Raw genomic sequence first — 20,277 nt, 5'->3', positions numbered from 1 at the left:
GACGGCGGTATCGAAGAACAGGGGCCCGTCAGCGCAATATGCCCGCCTCCTCCCCGTACTCACCGAGCACGGCCACGCTGAACGCGGCTGTCACGAACACCTTGACCGCACGCAGCGCGTTGCCGACCGGGTGCGGGGCGTGCGAGCCGGAGTGAGGGGCGGAACCGAGCGCCGTCGCCCCGCTGTGCGGGGGGCCGACGTGCACGGGCTGGATGTGGTTGAAGGTCGCTGTACTCATACGTCAATGGTGCTTCTCCGCCGACCGAAACACATCGCTCTGCGGAGGGAAACGAAAACGCCCCTCCGTACGCCTCCAGAGATACGGCATCCCCTACGGGGACTACACCCCCCACCCCCTGACGTCCACCAGGGAAGTACGGCGACGGCCGCCGGGCCGACGGCCGCGCGTCAAAACCCGTTCGCCCCGCCGTCGCCCGATGACTAGACTCTCCCTCTTCTCCCGCCTCCCTCCGAGGAGCGCCGCTGTCCGGTCGGAAACCGGACGGCTGCCCTGACGTGATCCACCGCCGACGCTCACCGCCACCCCGCCCCACCGGGTCGCGGCCCGTCGGCCTGCGTACATTCCGGAGGCACCACCGTGTCCGCGCACGACCCCGCACCGACCCAGTCAATCCCCGGCACAGACATCGCCACAGACTCCGGCACCGGCACCGGCACCGCCACCGGCACAGACCGCAGCACCGAAACCGGCACGGACACCACGGCCGATCCCCTCCTCGCCCGCGAACGCGCCCACCTCGGCGCCTCCCGCGCCGCCCTCCGCTCCATGCGCGAGGACGTCCAGGCCCTCGACATCCGCGACGTGACGGCGAACTGGGTCAACGCCGCCGTCCTCGAATCGCAGATCGAGGACCGCATCAAGGCGCTCGCCGACCTCTCCCACACCCCGCTCTTCTTCGGCCGCCTCGACTATCTGCAGGCGGTCGGCGCCGACGAGGCCGAGGGCGCCGAGGGCGAGCGCTTCTACATCGGCCGGCGGCACGTCCACGACGCCGACGGCGACCCGATGGTCATCGACTGGCGGGCGCCCGTCTCGCAGCCCTTCTACCAGGCCTCCAAGAAGAACCCGCTGGACGTCGGCCTGCGCCGCCGCTTCGGTTACACGGCCGGCGAGCTGACCGCGTACGAGGACGAACACCTCTCCGACCCGACCGAGACGGCCCGGTCCAGCAAACTGCTCCAGGCCGAGATCGAGCGCCCGCGCGTCGGCCCCATGCGGGACATCGTCGCGACGATCCAGCCCGAGCAGGACGAGATCGTCCGGTCCGGGCTCGGCGGCTCCGTCTGTGTGCAGGGTGGCCCCGGCACTGGAAAGACGGCCGTCGGCCTGCACCGCGTGGCGTATCTGCTGTACGCGCACCGCGACCGGCTGGCCCGTACGGGCACGCTCGTCATCGGACCGAACGCCTCCTTCCTCCACTACATCGAGCAAGTACTGCCCGCGCTGGGCGAGTTGGAGGTCAAGCAGGCGACCGTCGACGAGCTGGTCGCGTCGGCGCCCGGCCAGGTGCGGGTACGGGGCGTCGACAGCGCGGCCACGGCCGTCGTCAAGGGCGACGCCCGCATGGCGCAGGTGCTGCGCCGGGCGGTCCGCTCGCACGTCACGCTGCCGACCGAGCCGGTCATGGTGGTGCGCGGCTCCCGGCGCTGGCGGGTTCCGGCGTACGAACTCGAAGAGCTGGTACGGGAGTTGCTGGACCGCGACATCCGATACGGCGCCGCGCACGACGCCCTCCCCCAGCGCATCGCGCACGCCGTGCTCGTCCAGATGGAGAGATCCGGCGAGGCGCCCGACGACCGCGTGCAGGACGCGGTCGCCCGTAACCCCGCCGTGAAGGCCGCCGTCAAGGCGGTGTGGCCCGCCGTCGACCCGGCGAAGCTGGTGCTGCGGCTGCTCTCGGACGCGGGCTTCCTCGCCGAGCACGCGGAGGGGCTGTTGACCGCCGAGGAGCAGAAGGCGCTGTTGTGGGAGAAGCCGCCGCGCAGCCTGAAGACGGCGAAGTGGTCGTCGGCGGACGCGGTGCTGATCGACGAGACGAACGACCTGGTGTCCCGTACGCACTCGCTCGGCCATGTCGTACTGGACGAGGCGCAGGACCTGTCACCGATGCAGTACCGGGCGGTGGGCCGGCGCTGCTCGACCGGTTCGGCGACGGTGCTCGGGGACCTCGCGCAGGGCACCACGCCCTGGGCGACGGCGAGTTGGGCGGAGGCGCTGACGCATCTGGGCAAGCCGGACGCGGTGGTCGAGGAGCTGACGGCCGGTTTCCGCGTACCGCGCGAGGTGATCGCCTACGCGTCACGCCTGCTGCCCGCGATCTCGCCGGGGCTGACGGAGGTGGCGTCGGTCCGTGAGTCGCCGGGCTCGCTGGAGGTACGAGCGGTGGAGGCAAGCGCCCTGAACACGGACGCGTTGAACGCGGCGGTCGTCGCGGCCTGCGTGGAGTCGTTGCGCCACGAGGGCTCGATCGGGCTGATCGCGGCGGACGCCCGTATCCCGGCGCTGGCCGCCGCGCTGTCGGCGGCGGACCTGCCGTATCTGGCCCCGGGCGAGGAGACGACGGCGGCCTCCCGCCTCACTCTGGTCCCGGCGTCGCTGGCGAAGGGGCTTGAGTACGACTACGTGGTCCTGGACGAGCCATCGGCGGTGGTCGCGGGCGAGCCCGACGACCGCACGGGCCTGCGCCGTCTGTACGTGGCGCTGACACGAGCGGTGTCGGGCCTGATCGTGGTCCACGGCTCCCCGTTGCCGGACGAGTTGGACACACCCTGGGCGGGGTCGGCCGGGTAAGCGACACTGTGCGGGTGAACTCGAACGATGAGCCCGAGGCGGAGACGGTGGCTGCGACGGATACGCCGGGAGCGGCGGGTACGGGGGACACCCCCGTACCGGCTGCCGACACGGACGATACGGACGGCGGCACGGGCGACACGGCACCGCCCACCCGGCGGCTGTTCTGGTCGGCCCTCGCCGTCGCCCTCGCGCTCCTGCTCGTCGACCAGGGCACCAAGTGGTGGGCGGTCAGCGCGTTGGGGGACTCGGAGACGATCCCCGTCATCGGCGACGCCCTCCGCTTCCTTCTCGTCTACAACCCGGGCGCCGCCTTCTCCATGGGCACCGGCGTGACCTGGATCTTCACGGTGTTCGCCGGTGTCGCCATGGTGGCCATCGGCTGGTACGCGTGGCGCGTGCGCTCCACCCCGTGGACATACGCGCTCGGGCTGCTCCTCGGCGGCGCCACGTCCCACTTCGGCGACCGCCTCCTCCGCGACCCCGGCTTCGGGCGGGGGCACGTGGTGGACTTCATCGACTATTCGGGCTTCTTCGTCGGCAACGTCGCCGACATCGGGATCTTCGCGGGCGCGGTGACGATCGTGGTGCTCTCGTTCAAGGGGATAGAGGCGGTCGATCCCGCGCGGCCGGCCGAACCGGCCACCGCCACCGCCGAACCGGCGGAATGACCGACCGAGGGACCGGACCACACCCACCGGGCACCACGAGGCGACGCCGCCCGGCACCGCCACGCCGCCACCGGCGGCCAGCGCTTCGCGACGCGCTGGGAAGGGCCACGCCGCCGGGCCTCGTCCGGCGATCGACGCACCGGTTCGCCCCGGCGGTCGAGGCCCAGCCGCCACGGGCCCGATACCCTCGCCCCGCCGCCCCGGGCCCGGCGCCCCGCGCACGCGACTACGCGTCGATCGCCTCGCGCCACTCCCGTACCGTCGCCTCGTTCACCGGCGCGCCCCAGCCGTTCGGCCGCGCGGCGCCCCCGATGTGGAACGCGTTCAGGCCGCCCGCGCGGAGCTCCGGCAGGTGGTCGAGCCGGAGGCCGCCGCCGACGAGGAGTTCGGGGCCGTAGCCCGGTTCGCCTTCGACAGCCGACGCCGCCTCCGCCAGCAGGACCGCGATGCCGGCGTCGACCCCGGTGGGCGAACCGGCCGTCAGATACGTGTCCAGGCCGGGCAGGTCCGCGAGCTGCTTGCGCAGCGCGTCGCGGTCGGACGCGCGGTCGATCGCGCGGTGGAAGGTCCAGCGGCAGGGGTCCAGCTCCGCGACCAGCCGCTCCACGGTCACGAGGTCCGCGTTGCCCGCGATGTCGAGGAAGCCGAGTACGAACTCGTCCGCGCCCTCGATCCGCAGCGCGCCCACCGCGTCCACCAGCGCGTCCACCTCTTCCGGCGAGCCCGCCGAGAACCCGTCCTGGAGTCTGAGCATCACGCGCAGCGGGATGTCGACGGAGGCACGGATCTTGGCAAAGGTCTCCACCGCCGGGGTGAGGCCGTCCGCCGCCATGTCGGTGACCAGCTCAAGGCGGTCCGCCCCGCCGGCTTGGGCCGCGACTGCGTCCTCGGCGTCGAGAGCGATCACCTCCAGGACTGCGCGCTTGCTCATGGGAACCCATTCCGTTCGGGAGGCTGGTCGTGGGGGTGGCAAGCCGGACCGGACGTGGGGCGACCGGTCGGCACTCGACCCGCTACAGGTGCTACAGGTCTAGTCCAATAGCCAGCCTACGGTGCCGCACACCGCGTGCGCATCACCAAACCCCCAGCACACCACATCAGTGACTCCCGGTCCGTACCGTGAACGCCGCGGTCCGGACTTTCCCCTCGTGCCGGAAGTCGAAGAACAGCCGGTACGCGCCGTCGCTCGGCGCGGTCGCCCCGAAGGACACCTTCGCGCCCGACCGGCCGTCCGGATGGACGTGCAGATAGGCGAGGTCTCCGGCGCGCAGGGCGACGAGATGGCCGTACGCGCCCAGGTAGGGCTGGAGGTTGGTGACGGGCTCGCCGTTCTTGCTGACCGTCAGCTCGACGTCGCTCGCCTTGCCGGGGGTCAGCGCGCCGTCGAGCGCGACCTGATAGCCGTCGACCTCGGCGGTGGCGCGGACCGGCGGGAGATCCGACGGCTTGTACGGCCCCGATACGGCGAGGTCCGCGCCGAGTGTGAGGTTCGTCGCGGCAGCCGCGTGCCCACCGTCGCCGTGAGCCTCGCCCTTCCCTTCAGCCCCACCAGCACCGCCCGCCCCGCCGGGCGTGAAGTCGGCGAAGACCCGGTAGTCGCCCGCCTTGGGCAGCTCGACGGGGATGGACCAGACGCCGTCGGCCGCGCGTGCCGGGTGCAGATGACGGAAGACGGTCAGATCGCGCGAGGCGACGATGAAGTGCAGCTCCTTCTCGTGCTCGCGCTTGTACGAGGTGAGATTGCGGTCGTGCCCGTCCTTGATCGAGAACGTCAGTTCCGTACGGGCCCCGGCCGCGATCGCGGTTTTTCCGAGGGCGAGGCGGTAACCGCCGTCCGAGATCTGGAGCCCGCCGGCGGCGGGCTTCGCCGCGCCCCCGCCCTCCGTACCGGTCTCCTCGCTACCGGTCTCCCCGTGAGCGTCCCCATGACCCTCACCCCCACCCTTGGCGTCAGCCTCCTTGCCCGTCTCCGAGCCCGCCCCCGCCGCGTGTTCCCTCTCGTGCTTCGCGGGCGGCGGCTTCTCGGCGACAACGGGGTCGGTCCCCGTCCCCACCGCGTACGCGACGCCGAACGTCGCGGCGAGCGCGGTGGCGTACGCGGTGATCCTGACTCCGGTGTTCGCGTTGATGTTCATGGTTCGAAGATACCCCTAGGGGGTATAAAGTCAAGCGAGGAACTACCCTTGCTTCCGATAGGGGCGAGGGGTATACCCGGATCAGGGAACAGGTACCCCCTAGGGGTATAAGTCCGGGTATCCGGACGCGATACGCCCGACACAGAGGAGAAGGCGAGTCATGAGCACCACACCGGCAACCGACACACCCGCCGGCGCCCCCGGCGCCCCGGCCCCCGCCAAGGTCGACGTCGAGCTCGCCATCGGTGGCATGACCTGCGCCTCGTGCGCAGCCCGTATCGAGAAGAAGCTGAACCGCATGGACGGCGTCGAGGCGACCGTCAACTACGCGACGGAGAAGGCGAAGGTCAGCTACGCGGAGGGCGATCTCTCCGTACGCGACCTGATCGCCACCGTCGAGGCGACCGGGTACACCGCGGCGGAGCCACCCCCGCCCCAACCGCCGCGGGGCGCCCCGGACTCCCAGGGCGCCCAGGAGCGGGACCGCGCGCGGCAGGACGACGAACTGCGGCCCCTGCGCGAGCGGTTGATCACGGCCGTCGTCCTCTCCGTCCCCGTCGTCGCGATGGCGATGGTCCCGGCCTTCCAGTTCGAGTTCTGGCAGTGGCTGTCGCTGACACTGGCCGCCCCGGTCGTGACCTACGCGGCCTGGCCGTTCCACCGGGCCGCGTGGACCAATGCCAAGCACGGCGCGGCGACGATGGACACGCTGATCTCGGTCGGCACGTCCGCCGCCTTCCTCTGGTCGCTGTGGGCGCTGTTCTTCGGTACGGCGGGCACGCCCGGAATGACTCACCCCTTCGAGCTGACGATCGAGCGCGGTGACGGCGCGGGGAACATCTATCTCGAAGCGGCGGCGGGCGTCACCGCGTTCATCCTGGCCGGCCGGTACTTCGAGGCCCGCGCCAAGCGCAAGGCGGGCGCCGCGCTCAAGGCCCTGATGGAGCTGGGCGCGAAGGAGGTCACCGTCCTGCGCGACGGCCGTGAGGTGACCGTGCCCACCGGGGAGCTGGCGGTCGGGGACCGGTTCGTCGTACGGCCCGGGGAGAAGATCGCCACCGACGGCACCGTCACCGAGGGCACCTCCGCCGTCGACGCGTCCATGCTCACCGGCGAATCCGTTCCGGTCGAGGTCGGTCCCGGCGACGCCGTCACCGGCGCCACCCTCAACGCCGGGGGCCGTCTCGTCGTGACCGCCACCCGTATCGGCGCCGACACCCAACTCGCCCGTATGGCACGGATGGTCGAGGACGCGCAGAACGGCAAAGCCGCCGCCCAGCGCCTCGCGGACCGTATCTCCGCCGTCTTCGTCCCGGTGGTCATCGCGCTCGCGCTCGGCACGCTCGGCTTCTGGCTGGGCAACGGAGCGGGACTGACGGCCGCGTTCACGGCCGCCGTCGCCGTACTGATCATCGCCTGCCCCTGCGCCCTCGGGCTCGCGACCCCGACAGCCCTCATGGTGGGTACGGGACGTGGCGCCCAGCTCGGCATCCTCATCAAAGGCCCCGAAGTCCTCGAATCCACCCGTACGGTCGACACGATCGTCCTCGACAAGACCGGCACCGTCACCACCGGCCGGATGACCCTCCTCGCCGGCCACCCCGCCCCCGGCACGGACGAGACCGAACTCCTGCGCCTGGCGGGCGCCCTGGAGCACGCCTCCGAGCACCCCATCGCCCGCGCGATCGCGACCGGAGCCACCGACCGGACCGGTCCCCTCCCCACCCCCGAGGACTTCGCCAACGTCCCCGGTCTGGGAGTCCAGGGCATCGTGGAGGGCCACGCCGTTCTCGTCGGCCGGGAAAAACTCCTCGCCGAGTGGGAGATCCACCTCCCCGAAGAGCTGACGGCCAGGAAGCGGGCCGCCGAGGCCGCGGGCCGTACCGTCGTCGCGGTCGCCTGGGACGGGGAGGCACGCGGCATCCTCGAAGTCGCGGACGCCGTCAAGGAAACCAGCGCCGAAGCGATCCGCCGACTGCGCGCCCTCGGCCTGACCCCCGTCCTGCTCACCGGCGACAACACCACCGTCGCCGAGGCGGTGGCCAAGGAGGTCGGGATCGACGCGGACCAGGTCATCGCGGAGGTCATGCCCGAGGACAAGGTCGACGTCGTCAAGCGCCTCCAGGCGGAGGGCAAATCGGTCGCGATGGTCGGTGACGGCGTCAACGACGCCGCCGCACTCGCCCAGGCCGACCTCGGTCTCGCCATGGGCACCGGCACCGACGCCGCCATCGAAGCCGGCGACCTCACGCTCGTCACCGGCGATCTGCGTGCCGCCGCCGACGCCATCCGTCTCTCCCGCCGGACCCTCGGCACCATCAAGGGCAACCTCTTCTGGGCCTTCGGCTACAACGTCGCCGCGATCCCCCTCGCGGCGGCCGGGCTCCTCAATCCGATGATCGCTGGCGCGGCCATGGCGTTCTCGTCGGTGTTCGTCGTCGGCAACTCGCTGCGGCTGCGGGGCTTCAAGGCAACCGTCTGAGCGGTACGAACGGCACGAACGGCCGGCACGTCTGGTCCAGACCAAAGTCTTGACAGGGTGGCGCTTCACTTCTTAGATCGAAGAGGTGAAGCGCTTTCTGTCGTCTCCGGCTCAGCTCTTCTCCTGCTTCTCCCCCGCTCCTCCCGCCTCCCCGCTCCTCCCGATCCACCTGTCTGTCATATGCATGACAGCCCCCACTCAGGAAGGGATCGTCACGTGCCCACCAAGACACGTCTCGCCCAAGGCCCGCTCCGCCTGTTCCTGCTGCTCGCCGTCCTCCTCGGCCTCGCCGCCGTACCCGCCACCGGCCCCGCGGCCTCAGCGGCTCCGGCAGCCAAGAAGGCCGCGGACTTCAAGGTCCTCGGCTTCTACAGCGGCACCTGGGACGCCGCGCACATCAACTTCGTTCAAGAGGCGAACAGGTGGTTCCCGCAGACCGCCGCGGCGAACAACTTCACGTACGAGTCGACCAACAACTGGAACCGGTTGACCGGCACCGGCCTCCAGGGCGTGGACGTCGTCCTGTTCCTCGACGACCTGCCGAAGAGCCCGGCCCAGCGGTCGGGCTTCGAGCAGTACATGCGTAACGGCGGGGGCTGGATGGGCTTCCACGTCGCGGCCTTCACCACGGGCGCCCAGTCGTGGCCCTGGTACCACAACACCTTCCTCGGCAGCGGCAACTTCAAGTCCAACACCTGGGGCCCGACCACCGCCAAGCTGAAGACCGAGAACGCCTCGCACCCGGCGCTCGCGGGCATCCCGTCGACCTTCACCTCGTCGGTCAGCGAGTGGTACAGCTGGTCCAACAACCTCCGGTCGAACCCGAACATCAAGGTGCTCGCCTCGGTCGACCAGTCGAGCTTCCCGCTCGGTACGGACCCCAACCAGTCCTGGTACAGCGGTGACTACCCGATCCTCTGGACCAACAACAACTACAAGATGCTGTACGCGAACTTCGGCCACAACGCCATGGACTACAACACCAACACGGGCCTGTCGTCCACGTTCGACAGCGCGACGCAGAACCGCTTCGTGATCAACGGTCTGAAGTGGCTGGCCGCGCAGTAGCGACCCGCTGACCGGTTCCGTCCGGTCCGCCCGATCGGCCGAGGCCGGTGACACGACGCGACACGCGTCGAGTCACCGACCTCCGCCGCGTCTCCTCCTCCCCCCGCCGCCCCTCCCCCCGCGCGACACCACACGTGCGCCGCGCCGCTGAGCCGCGTCGGAAGCCGGTCTCAGGGCACCCTGAAGGGCAGGCAGCACGACAGGACGGCTGCTCGGCCGGACCGCCGACCACCCAACGGGGAGACCAGAGTGCCCAAGTCCCATCAGGCACAACACTGGTGGCCCCCGCATCCCCGGCGCGCCCACCGCTCCCGCCGCCCCCGCGACGGCCACCGCTACGGGGGCGCGCTCAAACGCATCCCGATGTCCCTGTGGCGTGAGGACGCCACCGACTGGGCCGCCGCCCTCACGTACTACACCGTCCTCGCGATCATCCCGGCCCTCCTGGTGACCGTGGCCGCCATCGGCCTCGCCGGCCCGCAGGCGACCAACGAACTCTCCGAGCAGATCACCGCGCTCGTCCCGGCCCAGTCCCGGCACCTGGTCCGCGAGGCGCTGGGCGAGATGGCGCACCAGCGCACGGCGGCCCGGCTGCTGCTGATCTTCGGGGCGATCGGCGCGCTCTGGTCCTCCTCCAGTTATCTCGGCGTCTTCCGCCGCGCGCTGCACCGGATCAACGGCGCCACCGACCACCGCCCGCCGTGGCGCAAGGCCCCGCGCATCGTGATCACGGCGATCGTGCTGCTCGCGCTGCTCGTCACGAGCGCGTTCACGCTGGTGCTGACGGGCGACGTGGTCCGCGAGATCGGTCCGGTGCTGGGCATCGGAAGTACGGCAACCGTGCTGTGGACGGTGGTGAAGTGGCCGCTGCTGCTGGCGCTCGCGGCGGTACTGGTCCTCATCGTCTTCCGTACGGGGCCGCCCGAGACCCGCCATCTGCGGCACGCGCTGCCCGGCGGGGTGCTCGCCGTACTGCTGTGGCTGGGGGTGTCGGCGCTGTTCGCGCTGTACGCGTCCCACTCGGGGACGTACAGCCGGGTCTACGGCTCGCTCGCGGGCAGCGTCGTCTTTCTCATCTGGGTGTGGCTGTCGAACCTGTCGCTGGTGGCGGGCGCCCAGTTCAACGCGGAGCTGGCAGCGGGGCCGGCCGGCACGGCGAGCCGATCGGCGGCCCGATCGGCGGCCGGGTCGGGGTCCGGGCTGGGGTCCGGGGCCGCCGGGGCGGACGCCGAGCAGGACCTAGGCTCTCCCTCTATGGCAGCAGTCCACGACGTCCCCGACGACGACCGCACCCGCAGCCTGCGCGACCGCTGGCTGCACACCCTCACCGCGGTGCGGGGCGAGGTCACCACCCCCGACGCCCTCCCCTACGCCGACAACCTCCTCGCCCGTTGGGCCGAGCCCCAGCGCCGGTACCACACCACCGATCACCTCATCGCGGTCCTGGACCACATCGACACCCTCGCGGCCCACGCCGAGAACCCGGAGGCCGTACGCCTCGCCGCCTGGTTCCACGACGCCGTCTACCACCCCGAGCGCTCCGAGAACGAGGAGCGCAGCGCCGCCGTCGCCGTGCGCGCGCTGACCGAGGCGGGCGTACCGGCCGACGTCACGGACGAGGTCGCCCGCCTCGTCCGACTCACCGTCACCCACGACCCGGCGCCCGGCGACGCCAACGGCGAGGTGCTGTGTGACGCGGATCTCGCGATCCTGGCGAGCGAACCGGAGGCGTACGAGGCGTACACACGCGCCGTGCGGGAGGAGTACGGCTTCGTCCCGGACGACGCCTTCCGGGTGGGCCGGGCGACCGTACTGCGCCAACTCCTCGACCTGGAAAGGCTGTTCCGCACGCCGCACGGTGTGGCCCGCTGGGAGGAGCGGGCCCGCGCGAACCTCAACGGCGAGCTGATAGATCTCAGCCACTGACCGGCGTCGACCCGCACCGACCGGAATGGCGGAGCCGGGCGCGGTGGTTGTACCTGCCATGCCCGACTCCGCTCCCGTCGCCCTCACCCGTGCCCGTATGCCGCTCGCCGTCTACATCCTCGGGCTGTCCGTCTTCGCCCTGGGGACCAGCGAGTTCATGCTGTCCGGGCTGCTGCCACCGATCGCCGACGACATGGATGTCACCATCCCGCAGGCCGGTCTGCTGATATCCGCCTTCGCGGTCGGCATGGTGGTCGGCGCCCCGCTGCTCGCGGTGGCGACGCTGCGGCTCCCGCGCCGTACGACGCTCATCGCGCTGATCTCCGTCTTCGGCCTCGGCCAGGTCGCGGGCGCGCTCGCGCCCACCTACGAGGTGCTGTTCGTGTCGCGCGTCGTCAGCGCGTTCGCGTGCGCGGGATTCTGGGCGGTCGGCGCGGCCGTCGCCATCGCGATGGTGCCGCGGACGGCCCGCGCCCGCGCGATGGCCGTGATGATCGGCGGACTGTCGATCGCGAACGTGCTCGGCGTACCGGCGGGGGCGTTCCTCGGTACGCATCTGGGCTGGCGTTCCGCGTTCTGGGCGGTCGGCGCGGCCTCCGCGGTGGCGCTGGTCGGTGTCGCGACGCTCATCCCGCGCATCCCGGTGCCGGAGCGGAAGCCGGAGCTGCGGCGCGAGCTGCTGATCTACCGCGACCGCCAGGTCTGGCTCGCGATCGCGATCACGGCGCTCGCGGCGGGCGGCGTCTTCTGCGCGTTCTCCTACCTCGCCCCGCTGCTCACGGACGTGGCCGGTCTCGACGAGGGCTGGGTCCCGACGGTGCTCGCGCTGTTCGGCGTGGGCGCGCTGACCGGCACGGTGATCGGCGGCCGGGTCGCGGACGCGCACCTCTTCGAGGTGCTGCTGAGCGGCGTGGTGGCGTCGACGGTGTTCCTGGCCGCGCTGGCGCTGCTCGCGTCGAGCGCGGTGGCGGTGGTGGTGCTCTCCCTGCTACTGGGCTTCTCGGCGTTCTTCACGGCACCGGCGCTGAACGCCCGGATGTTCAACGTGGCGGCGGCGGCCCCGATCCTGGCGGGCGCGACGGCGACATCGGCGTTCAACCTGGGCAACACGGGCGGCCCCTGGCTCGGCGGCACGGTGATCGACGCGGGCCTCGGCTTCGCTTCGACGGCCTGGGCGGGGGCGGCGATGACGGTCCTCGCGGTGGGCCTGGTGATGCTGGCGATGCGGCACCAGCGCACGGGCCGTACGCGGCTGGTCGCGAAGGGCTCGACGGCGTCGGTGGTTTCGGCGGTGTCGGCGGTTCCCGGGGAACCCGCTCGGCGCGCCTGAGGGCAGCCGGCCGGAAGGCCGACCGGCAGCTACCCGCCGCCCCACCGCTTCCGCTGCCGCAGCCCCGCTCCCGTCAGCCTCCGCACCAGCTCCCGCGACCCCACCTCCACCGCGCCCGCCCGCACCGCGTCCCCGTACCGGTGCGCCGGTACGTCGTAGTGGTCCCGTTCGAACGCGCGCGCCGGGCAGCCGATGCCCGCCGCGAAGGTGTGCAGTTCCTCGTACGACTCGTCGCTCACCAGGTGCGACCACATCCGCCCATGCCCCGGCCAGGTCGGCGGATCGATGTAGACGGTCACGTCACCCGGCCCCCAGTACCGCGCCGAGCGACCCCACCGGAGCCACCACGACCGCCGCCTTCCCGCACACCCAGTGCGGATCCGGGCCCAGCTCCGGCTCGATCTCCAGCGCGTGCGGCCCGCCCTCCGCCGCCAGCTCGGTCCGGGACTCGCCGCAGACGGGGCAGAGCGGCCACCGCCCGTGTGTCTCCAGGAGGGCGTCCTGTACGTCCTGGGCGACCAGCCCGGCGACGTACTCGATCCCCTCCGGCCACTGCTCCACCCACCAGCGTCGATGCGACACGGCGTCCTCCACCAGTGAGACGATCTCGGCCCGCGCGACGTCACCCGCCGCGAGGTCGGCGAGGACCAGGGCGCGTGCGGTGTGCAGCGCCTGTTCCAGGGGGTTCATGTCTTCCATGCCCCCATTGTCGTACGCCGCCACCGCGCCCCACGGCAGCGACCGCGACAACCCTTGACGCCCCCGCGTCCTGAAATTATCTTTCACTTGTGACCAGTGACGTGAAGGAAATTTACAGCGGCGGCGCCCCGCCGGCCCCCGCCGCCCTCGCGGCGAAGGTGCGCACCCTCGCGCCCTCCATGACCCGCTCCATGCAGCGCGTCGCCGAAGCCGTGGCCGCCGACCCCGCGGGCACGGCCGCCCTCACCGTCACCGGTCTCGCCGAACTCACCGGCACGAGTGAGGCCACCGTCGTCAGGACCGCCCGCCTCCTCGGCTACCCCGGCTACCGCGATCTGCGTCTCGCCCTCGCCGGCCTCGCCGCCCACCAGGAGTCCGGCGCCGCCCCGGCTGTCACCGCCGACATCGCGGTCGACGACCCGATCGCCGACGTCGTCGCCAAGCTGGCCTACGACGAGCAGCAGACCCTCGCCGACACGGCGGCCGGGCTCGACACCGTCCAGCTCGGCGCCGTCATCACCGCGGCGGCCTCCGCGCGCCGTATCGACATCTACGGCATAGGCGCGAGCGGTCTCGTCGGCATGGACCTCGCCCAGAAGCTCCTGCGCATCGGCCTGATAGCCCACGCGCACAGCGATCCGCACCTCGCCGTCACCAACGCCGTGCAGCTCAGGGCGGGCGACGTGGCCATCGCGATCACGCACTCCGGCTCGACGGGGGACGTCATAGAGCCGCTGCGCGTGGCCTTCGACCGGGGGGCGACGACGGTCGCGATCACCGGCCGCCCGGACGGCGCGGTGTCGCAGTACGCGGACCACGTCCTCACCACGTCCACGGCCCGCGAGAGCGAGCTGCGGCCGGCGGCGATGTCCAGCCGTACGAGCCAACTCCTCGTCGTGGACTGCCTGTTCGTGGGCGTCGCACAGCGGACGTACGAGACGGCCGCACCCGCGCTCGCCGCGTCCTACGAGGCGCTGGCGCACCGCCACTCGCCGCGCACGCGCTGAACCGCGCGACACATAACGGGGCTTCCTCAGGTTTCTGCCAGCTCGCCAGAAAGAGCCGCTTCTCCATGACCTCCATGCCCATCGACGCCTCTTCGACGTCCGGCGCCGGTAGTTCCGCCTCCTCCTCCCCCTCGTACGGCGAACTCCGCGCCGAACTCGCGACCCTCACCACCGAGGCGTTCCGCCCCGAACTCGCCGAGATCGACCGCCGGTCCACCGAGGACATCGCCCGCGTCATGAACGGCGAGGACCAGACCGTCCCCGCCGCCGTCGCCGCGCAGCTCCCCCGTATCGCCGACGCCATCGACGCCACCGCGGAGCGGATGGCCCGTGGCGGCAGGCTGATCTACGCGGGAGCGGGCACGGCCGGCCGCCTCGGCATCCTGGACGCGAGCGAGTGCCCTCCCACCTTCAACACCGACCCGTCGGAGGTCGTCGGCCTGATCGCGGGCGGTCCGGGCGCGATGGTCAAGTCCGTCGAGGGCGCCGAGGACTCCAAGGAGCTGGCGGCCTCGGACCTGGACGAGCTGAAGGTGGACGTGAACGACACGGTCGTCGGCATCTCGGCCTCCGGCCGCACGCCGTACGCGATCGGCGCGGTCGAGCACGCCCGCGCACTGGGCGCGCTCACCATCGGCCTCTCCTGCAACGCGGACAGCGCGCTCGCGACCGCCGCCGAGCACGGCCTGGAAATCGTCGTGGGCCCCGAACTGCTCACGGGATCAACGCGGTTGAAGGCCGGTACGGCGCAGAAGCTCGTCCTCAACATGATCTCGACGATCACCATGATCCGCCTCGGCAAGACGTACGGAAACCTGATGGTCGATGTCCGCGCCTCCAACGAGAAGCTGCGGGCCCGCTCCCGCCGTATCGTCGCGCTCGCGACGGGCGCGTCGGACGAGGAGATCGAGGCGGCGCTGGCGGCGACCGACGGCGAGGTGAAGAACGCGATCCTGACGATTCTCGGCGCGGTCGACGGCCCCACGGCGGCCGAGCTGCTGGCAGAATCACACGGCCATCTGCGGGTGGCGCTCCAGGCGTCGAAGAACAGCGACACCACGTCGAAGTAAGAGGAACACGGCCCATGACCACCGCTCCCGCCGCAGGCCCCCGCCCGGCCATATCCCGCGCCGAGTTGCGCGGCCGGGCGACCGTGTCGGTCAGTTGCGGTACGCAGGCCAGTGCGAGTGCGCTGCGGAGCTCGGGGAGATGAAAGCCGGTGAGCCGGGCCGCTCCCGAGCGCTCAACGCTCCCGTCCTGGGCGCTGCCTGACGGGCAGTGGACCGAACGAGCTGTCGGGCCGACCACGATGTGCGCGAGGTGCTGTGTGCCAGGATGCTTCTTCGGTCGGTTGCGACAGCCCCAGATCGGCCGGTTTCAACGGTCCGAGACCCTCTACTCGCCGACGGGGCTCGTCGCGTACATCCGCTCGAGTACCGCGGTCGTCACCAGGGCGTAGGCCAGGTGGGGGACGATGTCGGAGACCCAGTCTGCCGCTGACCAGGTCCGCGGATCGCTCACGCCCAGGACTGTTAGCGGCCCATTCGTGCAGATCAGCGCGCCGACCGTGGCCGCGGCGTATTCGGGGCCCTTGGACGGGTGCCAGCCGGCGGCCCGGGTCAGGGACAGCACCGTTCCCATTGCGAGACCGACGGCGAATCCGGTCAGCGACGCCAGGCCGACGACCCGGTTGTCCAGGGCCGGTCCCTCGCCGGGGATTCTCAGATGCAGCTTCTCCGCGAGTCTGCGCACGGTGATCTCGGGTGTCGTGCTCGCGGGCCTGCCGCGCAGCGTTATGTCGGCGTAGCCGACGACGTTGAGCGCGGTGGTACCGGCGGCCCCGGATGCGGCTCCGTAGAGAAGCGGACGTGTCACACGGTTCATGACCTTTCCTCCAGCCCAGAGGATCATCGAGTGACGGCGGCGGCCGACCGGGCGGCTGAGGACCTCCGAGCTGAGACACTCAGCCGCCTCGGCGATCAGGTCAGGGGCGGACGCCGCGTCCGGTGTGATGATCTAACGGAGGGAGCGGAATCCTGTGCGCAGCTCGTCCACGAGCAGTTCGGGCTGCTCCCAGGCGGCGAAGTGGCCGCCCTTGGGCAGTTGGTTGTAGTGGATGAGGTTGGGGTAGGCATCCTCGGCCCAGCTGCGGGGGGCCTGGTGCAGTTCGTCGGGGAACACGCTGACCGCGACGGGTATCGTGATGCCCTTGGCTGAGAAGAACGGTGAGGTGTTCTCACCGTACAGGCGCGCGGCGGACACCGCGGTGTTGGTCAGCCAGAACAGGGTGACGTTGTCCAGGACGTCGTCTCGGCTCAGGCCCTCGTCCACGCCGTTGAAGACACGCGAGATCAATTCCAGGCTCTTCGCGTCGTGGTCGAGCATGAACGCCGCGAGGCCCACGGGCGAGTCCGCCAGGCTTGTGAGGCTCTGCGGCCGGGTTGCCATCTCCAGCGCGTAGTACACGTGTGCGTAGAAGAACTGCAGTTGCTCGATCGCCCGTTGCTCCTCCTCGGAGTAGTCGGCTTCCGGGAGGGGGTTGCCCATGATGATCGCCGCTTCAATCTCCGGCGGGACCTCTGCGGGCATGTTGACGTGGATGCCGGCCAGTCCCGGGGGCTGCTGAAGCGCCATCGTCTCGGTGATGAGTGCACCCCAGTCGCCGCCCTGCGCCACGAACCGCGTGTATCCCAGGCGCTTCATCAGCTCCGTCCACGCCCGCGCGATCCGGTCAGGACCCCAACCCTTCTCCGTGGGCTTGCCCGAGAACCCGTAGCCGGGGATCGACGGGACCACCACGTCGAAGGCATCCGATGCGCTACCACCGTGGGCGGTGGGGTTGGTGAGCGGGTCGATGATCTTCAGCTGCTCGACTATCGAGCCGGGCCATCCGTGCGTGACGATCAGCGGCAGGGCGTTCTCGTGCTGAGAGCGGACGTGGACGAAGTGAATGTCCAGTCCATCTATCTCTGTGATGAAGTGCGGCAGCGCCTTCAGCTTCGCCTCGACCTTGCGCCAGTCGTATTCCGACGCCCAGTAGTGCGCCAAGGCCTGAACTGTTGCGAGTTGCACGCCCTGTGACTGGTCGGTGACAGTCTCCTTTTCGGGCCAACGCGTCGCCTCGATGCGCTGTTTGAGGTCCTGGAGATCAGCTTCCGGAAACTCGAAGGAGAACGGTCGGATCGCTGTGGCTTCTGATGTGACAGTCATGCGGTCTCCCTGGTCGCTTGGCCGAATCAAGCCGCGACACAGTTCCCACCATCTACGTACGGCGGGGCGCTACTTCCTTTCCCGCGACAACCATCGCGACCAAGATCATCACCGAAAGCAGCCTGCGCATGTCTTTTATGGTAGTAGGCCATGCGGACGGCGCATCTCAGAGCAGCTGGCTGAAGCCGGGTCTGCTGCCGATAGACGGCCGGCGCTCCCGAGCTCGCTGCCGCAGGTGTCGGAGAAGCGGACCTGCTGTCTGCCGGATGAGCAGGGATGATGAAGAGGGAGGTGCATTGGCATGCCCAATGGTGACGTGCTCGTCCTCGTCGACGGGGACGGCCGGGTGGTCGAGTGGACACATCCGGCGGAGGAGTTGTTCGGCTGGTCGGCGCAAGAGGCAATCGGCCAGTCCATTACCGCTCTCTTGTCTGGGATTGCCACTGACGGCAAACGGTGGCAGGAACGGTTCTCCGATACGGCCGCCGTACTGGTCAAGCCGACATTGACAGGAAATTCCGTTCTGTGGCAGGTCACTTCGACAGGAGAGGCCATTCCGGGGCGTGACATTGCGATCTTGCACGCGCTCTTCTCTCAGCGACCCGTGGGACTGCGCGTCTTTGATGACAACCTGCGCCTACTCCGCCCGGACGCCGCCCCCCGCGGGCGGCACGACCTGCCGGCGCGACGCCTCACCGAGGTGTTCGGCTGCGAGGACCCCGAGGAAGAGACCGCCATGGCGCGCGGGGTTCTGGAGAGCGGGGAGCCGGTGGTGGACCGGCTGGTCCGGTGCCACGGGGCATTGGAACACGGGCGCCGTACCCATTCGGTCTCCTACGTCCGGTTGGAGGACTCGAACGGCGGCGTGCTCGGACTGGTGGCGTTCGACGTCGACGTCACCGAGCGCGAGAACGCACAGAACCGCCTGGCGCTCCTGGATACCGTCCACACACGAGTTGGGCACCGGACGAACGTGGGCGCTGTCTGCCGCCAACTGGTGGAGGCGGTAGTACCCGCCTTCGCGGGCATCGCCGTCGTCGAGGTGGTTGACGACGTCATCCGCGGAGAGGAGCCTCCGCCGGTGCCCGCCCAACCGGACGTCCTCCTGCGCCAGGCGGCCTTTCAGGGCCCGATCTCGGTAGACCCGGCCGGAGAAGTGCGCCCGCTACCGGCCGGAACGCCCTTCTCGCGCGTCCTGTCCGAGCTTCGGCCGTGTCTTGTCTCCGTCGGGAGGGACTGCTCCTGGCTGGCCGCCGACCCGGCACGGGCCGACATCATCAGCCGATCCGGCGCCCACTCCCTGATCGTGGCACCGGTGGTACTCAACGGCCGGGCGCTGGGCGTGGTCACCTTCTACCGCCGGGGACGAGAAGACTCCTTTGAAGAGGAGGACATCGCGGTGGCGTCCGCGGTGGGGGCACACGCCGCGCTCTGCATCGACAATGCCAGCCGGTACATGCGCGAGTGGATAACCGCGTTGACCATCCAGCGCAGGCTCCTCCCTCACCGACCGGTGACCGACACCACCATCGAGACCTCCGCGATGCACCTGCCGCGCCCGGAGGGCGGCGGAGCGTGGTTCGACGCCATCGCGCTGCCCGGCGCGCGGACCGCGCTGATCGTGGGCGAGGTCGCAGGTCATGGCATCACCGCAGCCATCACCACGGGACTGCTGCGAACGGCCATCCACACACTCGCCGCCCTGAACCTGCAGCCCGACGAGCTGCTCGCCCGCCTCAACGACACCGCAGCCCGGCTCGCAGAAACGTACGCCGAAATGCCCGACGGAATACTGGGCCGAGAACCCCTCGCTGCCAGTTGCGCTATCGCGGTCTACGACCCAGTCGAACTCATCTGCACTATTGCCCGCGCCGGCCTCGCAGACCCGGTCATTGTCTCTCCCCAAGGTGCATCGCCCAGCCTGGCCGTCCCCCCCGGCCCCCCGCTGGCCGGAACCGACGACGCCCCGTTCCCCGCGGTAACCGTGGATCTCCCCGAAGGGAGCATCCTGGCGATGGGCACAGCCAGTGCCGTGGACCAGGTGCTGGCGCCGGCCGGGCCCCTGCGTCCGCTCCTGGACTGCGCAGGAGCACAGCCCCTGGCAGACGTGAGCGACACCATCAGGTCCGCGCTCGCTGGCAGGGACCCGACCGGCGAACCCCTGATGCTGCTCGCCCGCACGAGGGCACTGCCGCGCGATCGGGTATTGACCTCCGCTCTACCCGAAGGCCCCGAGGCCGCACCGATCGCCCGCGTGGCGGCCCGCAACCAGCTGAGCATTTGGGGAGTGGACGAGGAGACGGCGTTCACCACCGAGCTGATCGTCAGCGAGCTCGTCGGCAACGCAGTCCGCTACGGCGCTCCACCCCTGCGGCTGCGCCTGATTCTCGGTCGGATGCTCACCTGCGAAGTCAGTGACGCCGCCACCAGCGCTCCGCATGTCCAGCATGCCCGCACCATCGACGAGACCGGCCGGGGACTGTTCATCCTCGCGAACCTCGCGGAACAGTGGGGCACCCGCTACCAGAGGCGCGGAAAGATTGTCTGGGCAGAGCAGCCGGCAGGAACGCCGGCAACTCCTCCGTGACTCTGACCGCTGAGCTTGTCCTACCTTCCAAGCGTGGGTCTGAGACGCTCACTCGTAAGATCGTCGGACCCGGGGGTTCCGGGTATGGCTGTGAGCTAGTCGCCGTTGGACGGCTCAAATGACTTGGCCGCCCGGAGCCCCGCGACGACTCGACCGCTCATTGGGATACGCGATGTGATCGCTGTGCAGGACAACGCCGGCGAGGTCGTCTGCTGGGCTGCTTTTGGACGACGAGCCGGCGGAGGTGACGTGCCCGAGATCTGGGCCGGAGTGGACATCGGCAAGGAACATCACCACTGCGTGGTGATCGACGCGCAGGGCGAACGCCTGTTGTCGCGGCGGTCCTGAAC

The 20,277-nt window shown here is 70.5% G+C and carries 16 protein-coding genes and 2 pseudogenes; 11 read left to right on the top strand and 7 right to left on the bottom strand.

Annotated elements, in window-relative coordinates:
* Positions 1 to 28: 28 nt before the first annotated feature.
* The gene (locus tag ACIBBB_RS24480; RefSeq protein ID WP_398985371.1) at positions 29 to 238 is read right to left on the bottom strand and encodes a hypothetical protein; all 210 of its coding nucleotides are present in this window, start codon (positions 236 to 238) and stop codon (positions 29 to 31) included.
* 549 nt (positions 239 to 787) lie between these two features.
* Between ACIBBB_RS24480 and ACIBBB_RS24475 the strand changes: the two genes are divergently transcribed.
* Both ACIBBB_RS24475 and ACIBBB_RS24470 read left to right on the top strand, forming a co-directional pair.
* Positions 788 to 2,812, top strand: coding sequence for a HelD family protein (locus ACIBBB_RS24475; RefSeq protein WP_398985596.1), 2,025 nt, complete (start codon positions 788 to 790; stop codon positions 2,810 to 2,812).
* A 14-nt stretch (positions 2,813 to 2,826) separates the two neighbouring features.
* The gene (locus ACIBBB_RS24470; protein WP_398985369.1) at positions 2,827 to 3,483 is read left to right on the top strand and encodes a signal peptidase II; all 657 of its coding nucleotides are present in this window, start codon (positions 2,827 to 2,829) and stop codon (positions 3,481 to 3,483) included.
* A 226-nt stretch (positions 3,484 to 3,709) separates the two neighbouring features.
* Here the strand turns inward: ACIBBB_RS24470 and ACIBBB_RS24465 are convergent, their stop codons facing one another.
* Complete coding sequence (locus tag ACIBBB_RS24465; protein WP_398985367.1) at positions 3,710 to 4,414, bottom strand: copper homeostasis protein CutC; 705 nt, start codon at positions 4,412 to 4,414, stop codon at positions 3,710 to 3,712.
* A gap of 166 nt (positions 4,415 to 4,580) precedes the next feature.
* The gene (locus ACIBBB_RS24460) at positions 4,581 to 5,618 is read right to left on the bottom strand and encodes a hypothetical protein (protein WP_398985365.1); all 1,038 of its coding nucleotides are present in this window, start codon (positions 5,616 to 5,618) and stop codon (positions 4,581 to 4,583) included.
* A 160-nt stretch (positions 5,619 to 5,778) separates the two neighbouring features.
* Here ACIBBB_RS24460 and ACIBBB_RS24455 point away from each other — a divergent pair, with 160 nt between their 5' ends.
* The 5 genes and pseudogenes from ACIBBB_RS24455 (at position 5,779) to ACIBBB_RS24435 (ending at position 12,424) form a co-directional block, all read left to right on the top strand.
* A complete protein-coding gene (locus ACIBBB_RS24455) occupies positions 5,779 to 8,100 on the top strand; it encodes a heavy metal translocating P-type ATPase (protein ID WP_398985363.1) in 2,322 nt (773 codons plus the stop codon).
* A gap of 180 nt (positions 8,101 to 8,280) precedes the next feature.
* Positions 8,281 to 9,156 (top strand): annotated as a pseudogene (locus ACIBBB_RS24450) (ThuA domain-containing protein); the annotation flags it as partial.
* A gap of 375 nt (positions 9,157 to 9,531) precedes the next feature.
* Positions 9,532 to 10,245, top strand: a pseudogene (locus tag ACIBBB_RS24445) (YihY/virulence factor BrkB family protein); the annotation flags it as partial.
* A gap of 177 nt (positions 10,246 to 10,422) precedes the next feature.
* The gene (locus tag ACIBBB_RS24440) at positions 10,423 to 11,094 is read left to right on the top strand and encodes a hypothetical protein (protein ID WP_398985594.1); all 672 of its coding nucleotides are present in this window, start codon (positions 10,423 to 10,425) and stop codon (positions 11,092 to 11,094) included.
* A 97-nt stretch (positions 11,095 to 11,191) separates the two neighbouring features.
* The gene (locus ACIBBB_RS24435; protein WP_398985592.1) at positions 11,192 to 12,424 is read left to right on the top strand and encodes a Cmx/CmrA family chloramphenicol efflux MFS transporter; all 1,233 of its coding nucleotides are present in this window, start codon (positions 11,192 to 11,194) and stop codon (positions 12,422 to 12,424) included.
* 29 nt (positions 12,425 to 12,453) lie between these two features.
* Here the strand turns inward: ACIBBB_RS24435 and ACIBBB_RS24430 are convergent, their stop codons facing one another.
* A complete protein-coding gene (locus ACIBBB_RS24430; RefSeq protein WP_398985361.1) occupies positions 12,454 to 12,723 on the bottom strand; it encodes a DUF4031 domain-containing protein in 270 nt (89 codons plus the stop codon).
* A gap of 1 nt (position 12,724) precedes the next feature.
* A complete protein-coding gene (locus ACIBBB_RS24425) occupies positions 12,725 to 13,123 on the bottom strand; it encodes a hypothetical protein (RefSeq protein ID WP_398985359.1) in 399 nt (132 codons plus the stop codon).
* An 89-nt stretch (positions 13,124 to 13,212) separates the two neighbouring features.
* On the opposite strand from ACIBBB_RS24425, the gene ACIBBB_RS24420 reads away from it, so the two are divergent.
* Both ACIBBB_RS24420 and murQ read left to right on the top strand, forming a co-directional pair.
* Complete coding sequence (locus tag ACIBBB_RS24420; RefSeq protein WP_398985357.1) at positions 13,213 to 14,130, top strand: MurR/RpiR family transcriptional regulator; 918 nt, start codon at positions 13,213 to 13,215, stop codon at positions 14,128 to 14,130.
* Positions 14,131 to 14,204: 74 nt separating this feature from the next.
* On the top strand, positions 14,205 to 15,200 hold the full coding sequence (gene murQ / locus ACIBBB_RS24415) for an N-acetylmuramic acid 6-phosphate etherase (RefSeq protein WP_398985590.1): 996 nt from the start codon (positions 14,205 to 14,207) through the stop codon (positions 15,198 to 15,200).
* Positions 15,201 to 15,525: 325 nt separating this feature from the next.
* On the opposite strand, the gene ACIBBB_RS24410 is transcribed toward murQ, so the two are convergent.
* On the bottom strand, positions 15,526 to 16,014 hold the full coding sequence (locus ACIBBB_RS24410; RefSeq protein ID WP_398985355.1) for a hypothetical protein: 489 nt from the start codon (positions 16,012 to 16,014) through the stop codon (positions 15,526 to 15,528).
* Between the two features lie 132 nt (positions 16,015 to 16,146).
* Positions 16,147 to 17,340: an epoxide hydrolase family protein gene (locus ACIBBB_RS24405; RefSeq protein ID WP_398985353.1), complete on the bottom strand. Its 1,194-nt coding sequence runs from the start codon at positions 17,338 to 17,340 to the stop codon at positions 16,147 to 16,149.
* A gap of 301 nt (positions 17,341 to 17,641) precedes the next feature.
* Between ACIBBB_RS24405 and ACIBBB_RS24400 the strand changes: the two genes are divergently transcribed.
* Together ACIBBB_RS24400 and ACIBBB_RS24395 are read left to right on the top strand one after the other, a co-directional pair.
* Entirely contained in the window at positions 17,642 to 19,927 is a 2,286-nt protein-coding gene (locus tag ACIBBB_RS24400) for a SpoIIE family protein phosphatase (protein WP_398985350.1), read from the top strand.
* 174 nt (positions 19,928 to 20,101) lie between these two features.
* A complete protein-coding gene (locus ACIBBB_RS24395) occupies positions 20,102 to 20,275 on the top strand; it encodes a hypothetical protein (RefSeq protein WP_398985348.1) in 174 nt (57 codons plus the stop codon).
* Positions 20,276 to 20,277: the final 2 nt, after the last annotated feature.

The sequence above is a fragment of the Streptomyces sp. NPDC051217 genome (assembly GCF_044455465.1).
Classification (GTDB): domain Bacteria; phylum Actinomycetota; class Actinomycetes; order Streptomycetales; family Streptomycetaceae; genus Streptomyces.
The sequence above is the reverse complement of the archived record's forward strand: the minus strand, read 5'-3'. Positions and strand labels throughout refer to the sequence as shown.

Coding starts and splice junctions, on each gene's coding strand:
- ACIBBB_RS24480 (WP_398985371.1), bottom strand. CDS start 238: ATGAGTACAGCGACCTTCAACCACATCCAGCCCGTGCACGTCGGCCCC.
- ACIBBB_RS24400 (WP_398985350.1), top strand. CDS start 17,642: ATGCCCAATGGTGACGTGCTCGTCCTCGTCGACGGGGACGGCCGGGTG.
- ACIBBB_RS24455 (WP_398985363.1), top strand. CDS start 5,779: ATGAGCACCACACCGGCAACCGACACACCCGCCGGCGCCCCCGGCGCC.
- ACIBBB_RS24440 (WP_398985594.1), top strand. CDS start 10,423: ATGGCAGCAGTCCACGACGTCCCCGACGACGACCGCACCCGCAGCCTG.
- ACIBBB_RS24410 (WP_398985355.1), bottom strand. CDS start 16,014: ATGAACCGTGTGACACGTCCGCTTCTCTACGGAGCCGCATCCGGGGCC.
- ACIBBB_RS24425 (WP_398985359.1), bottom strand. CDS start 13,123: ATGGAAGACATGAACCCCCTGGAACAGGCGCTGCACACCGCACGCGCC.
- ACIBBB_RS24460 (WP_398985365.1), bottom strand. CDS start 5,618: ATGAACATCAACGCGAACACCGGAGTCAGGATCACCGCGTACGCCACC.
- ACIBBB_RS24465 (WP_398985367.1), bottom strand. CDS start 4,414: ATGAGCAAGCGCGCAGTCCTGGAGGTGATCGCTCTCGACGCCGAGGAC.
- ACIBBB_RS24405 (WP_398985353.1), bottom strand. CDS start 17,340: ATGACTGTCACATCAGAAGCCACAGCGATCCGACCGTTCTCCTTCGAG.
- ACIBBB_RS24475 (WP_398985596.1), top strand. CDS start 788: ATGCGCGAGGACGTCCAGGCCCTCGACATCCGCGACGTGACGGCGAAC.
- ACIBBB_RS24435 (WP_398985592.1), top strand. CDS start 11,192: ATGCCGCTCGCCGTCTACATCCTCGGGCTGTCCGTCTTCGCCCTGGGG.
- murQ (WP_398985590.1), top strand. CDS start 14,205: ATGCCCATCGACGCCTCTTCGACGTCCGGCGCCGGTAGTTCCGCCTCC.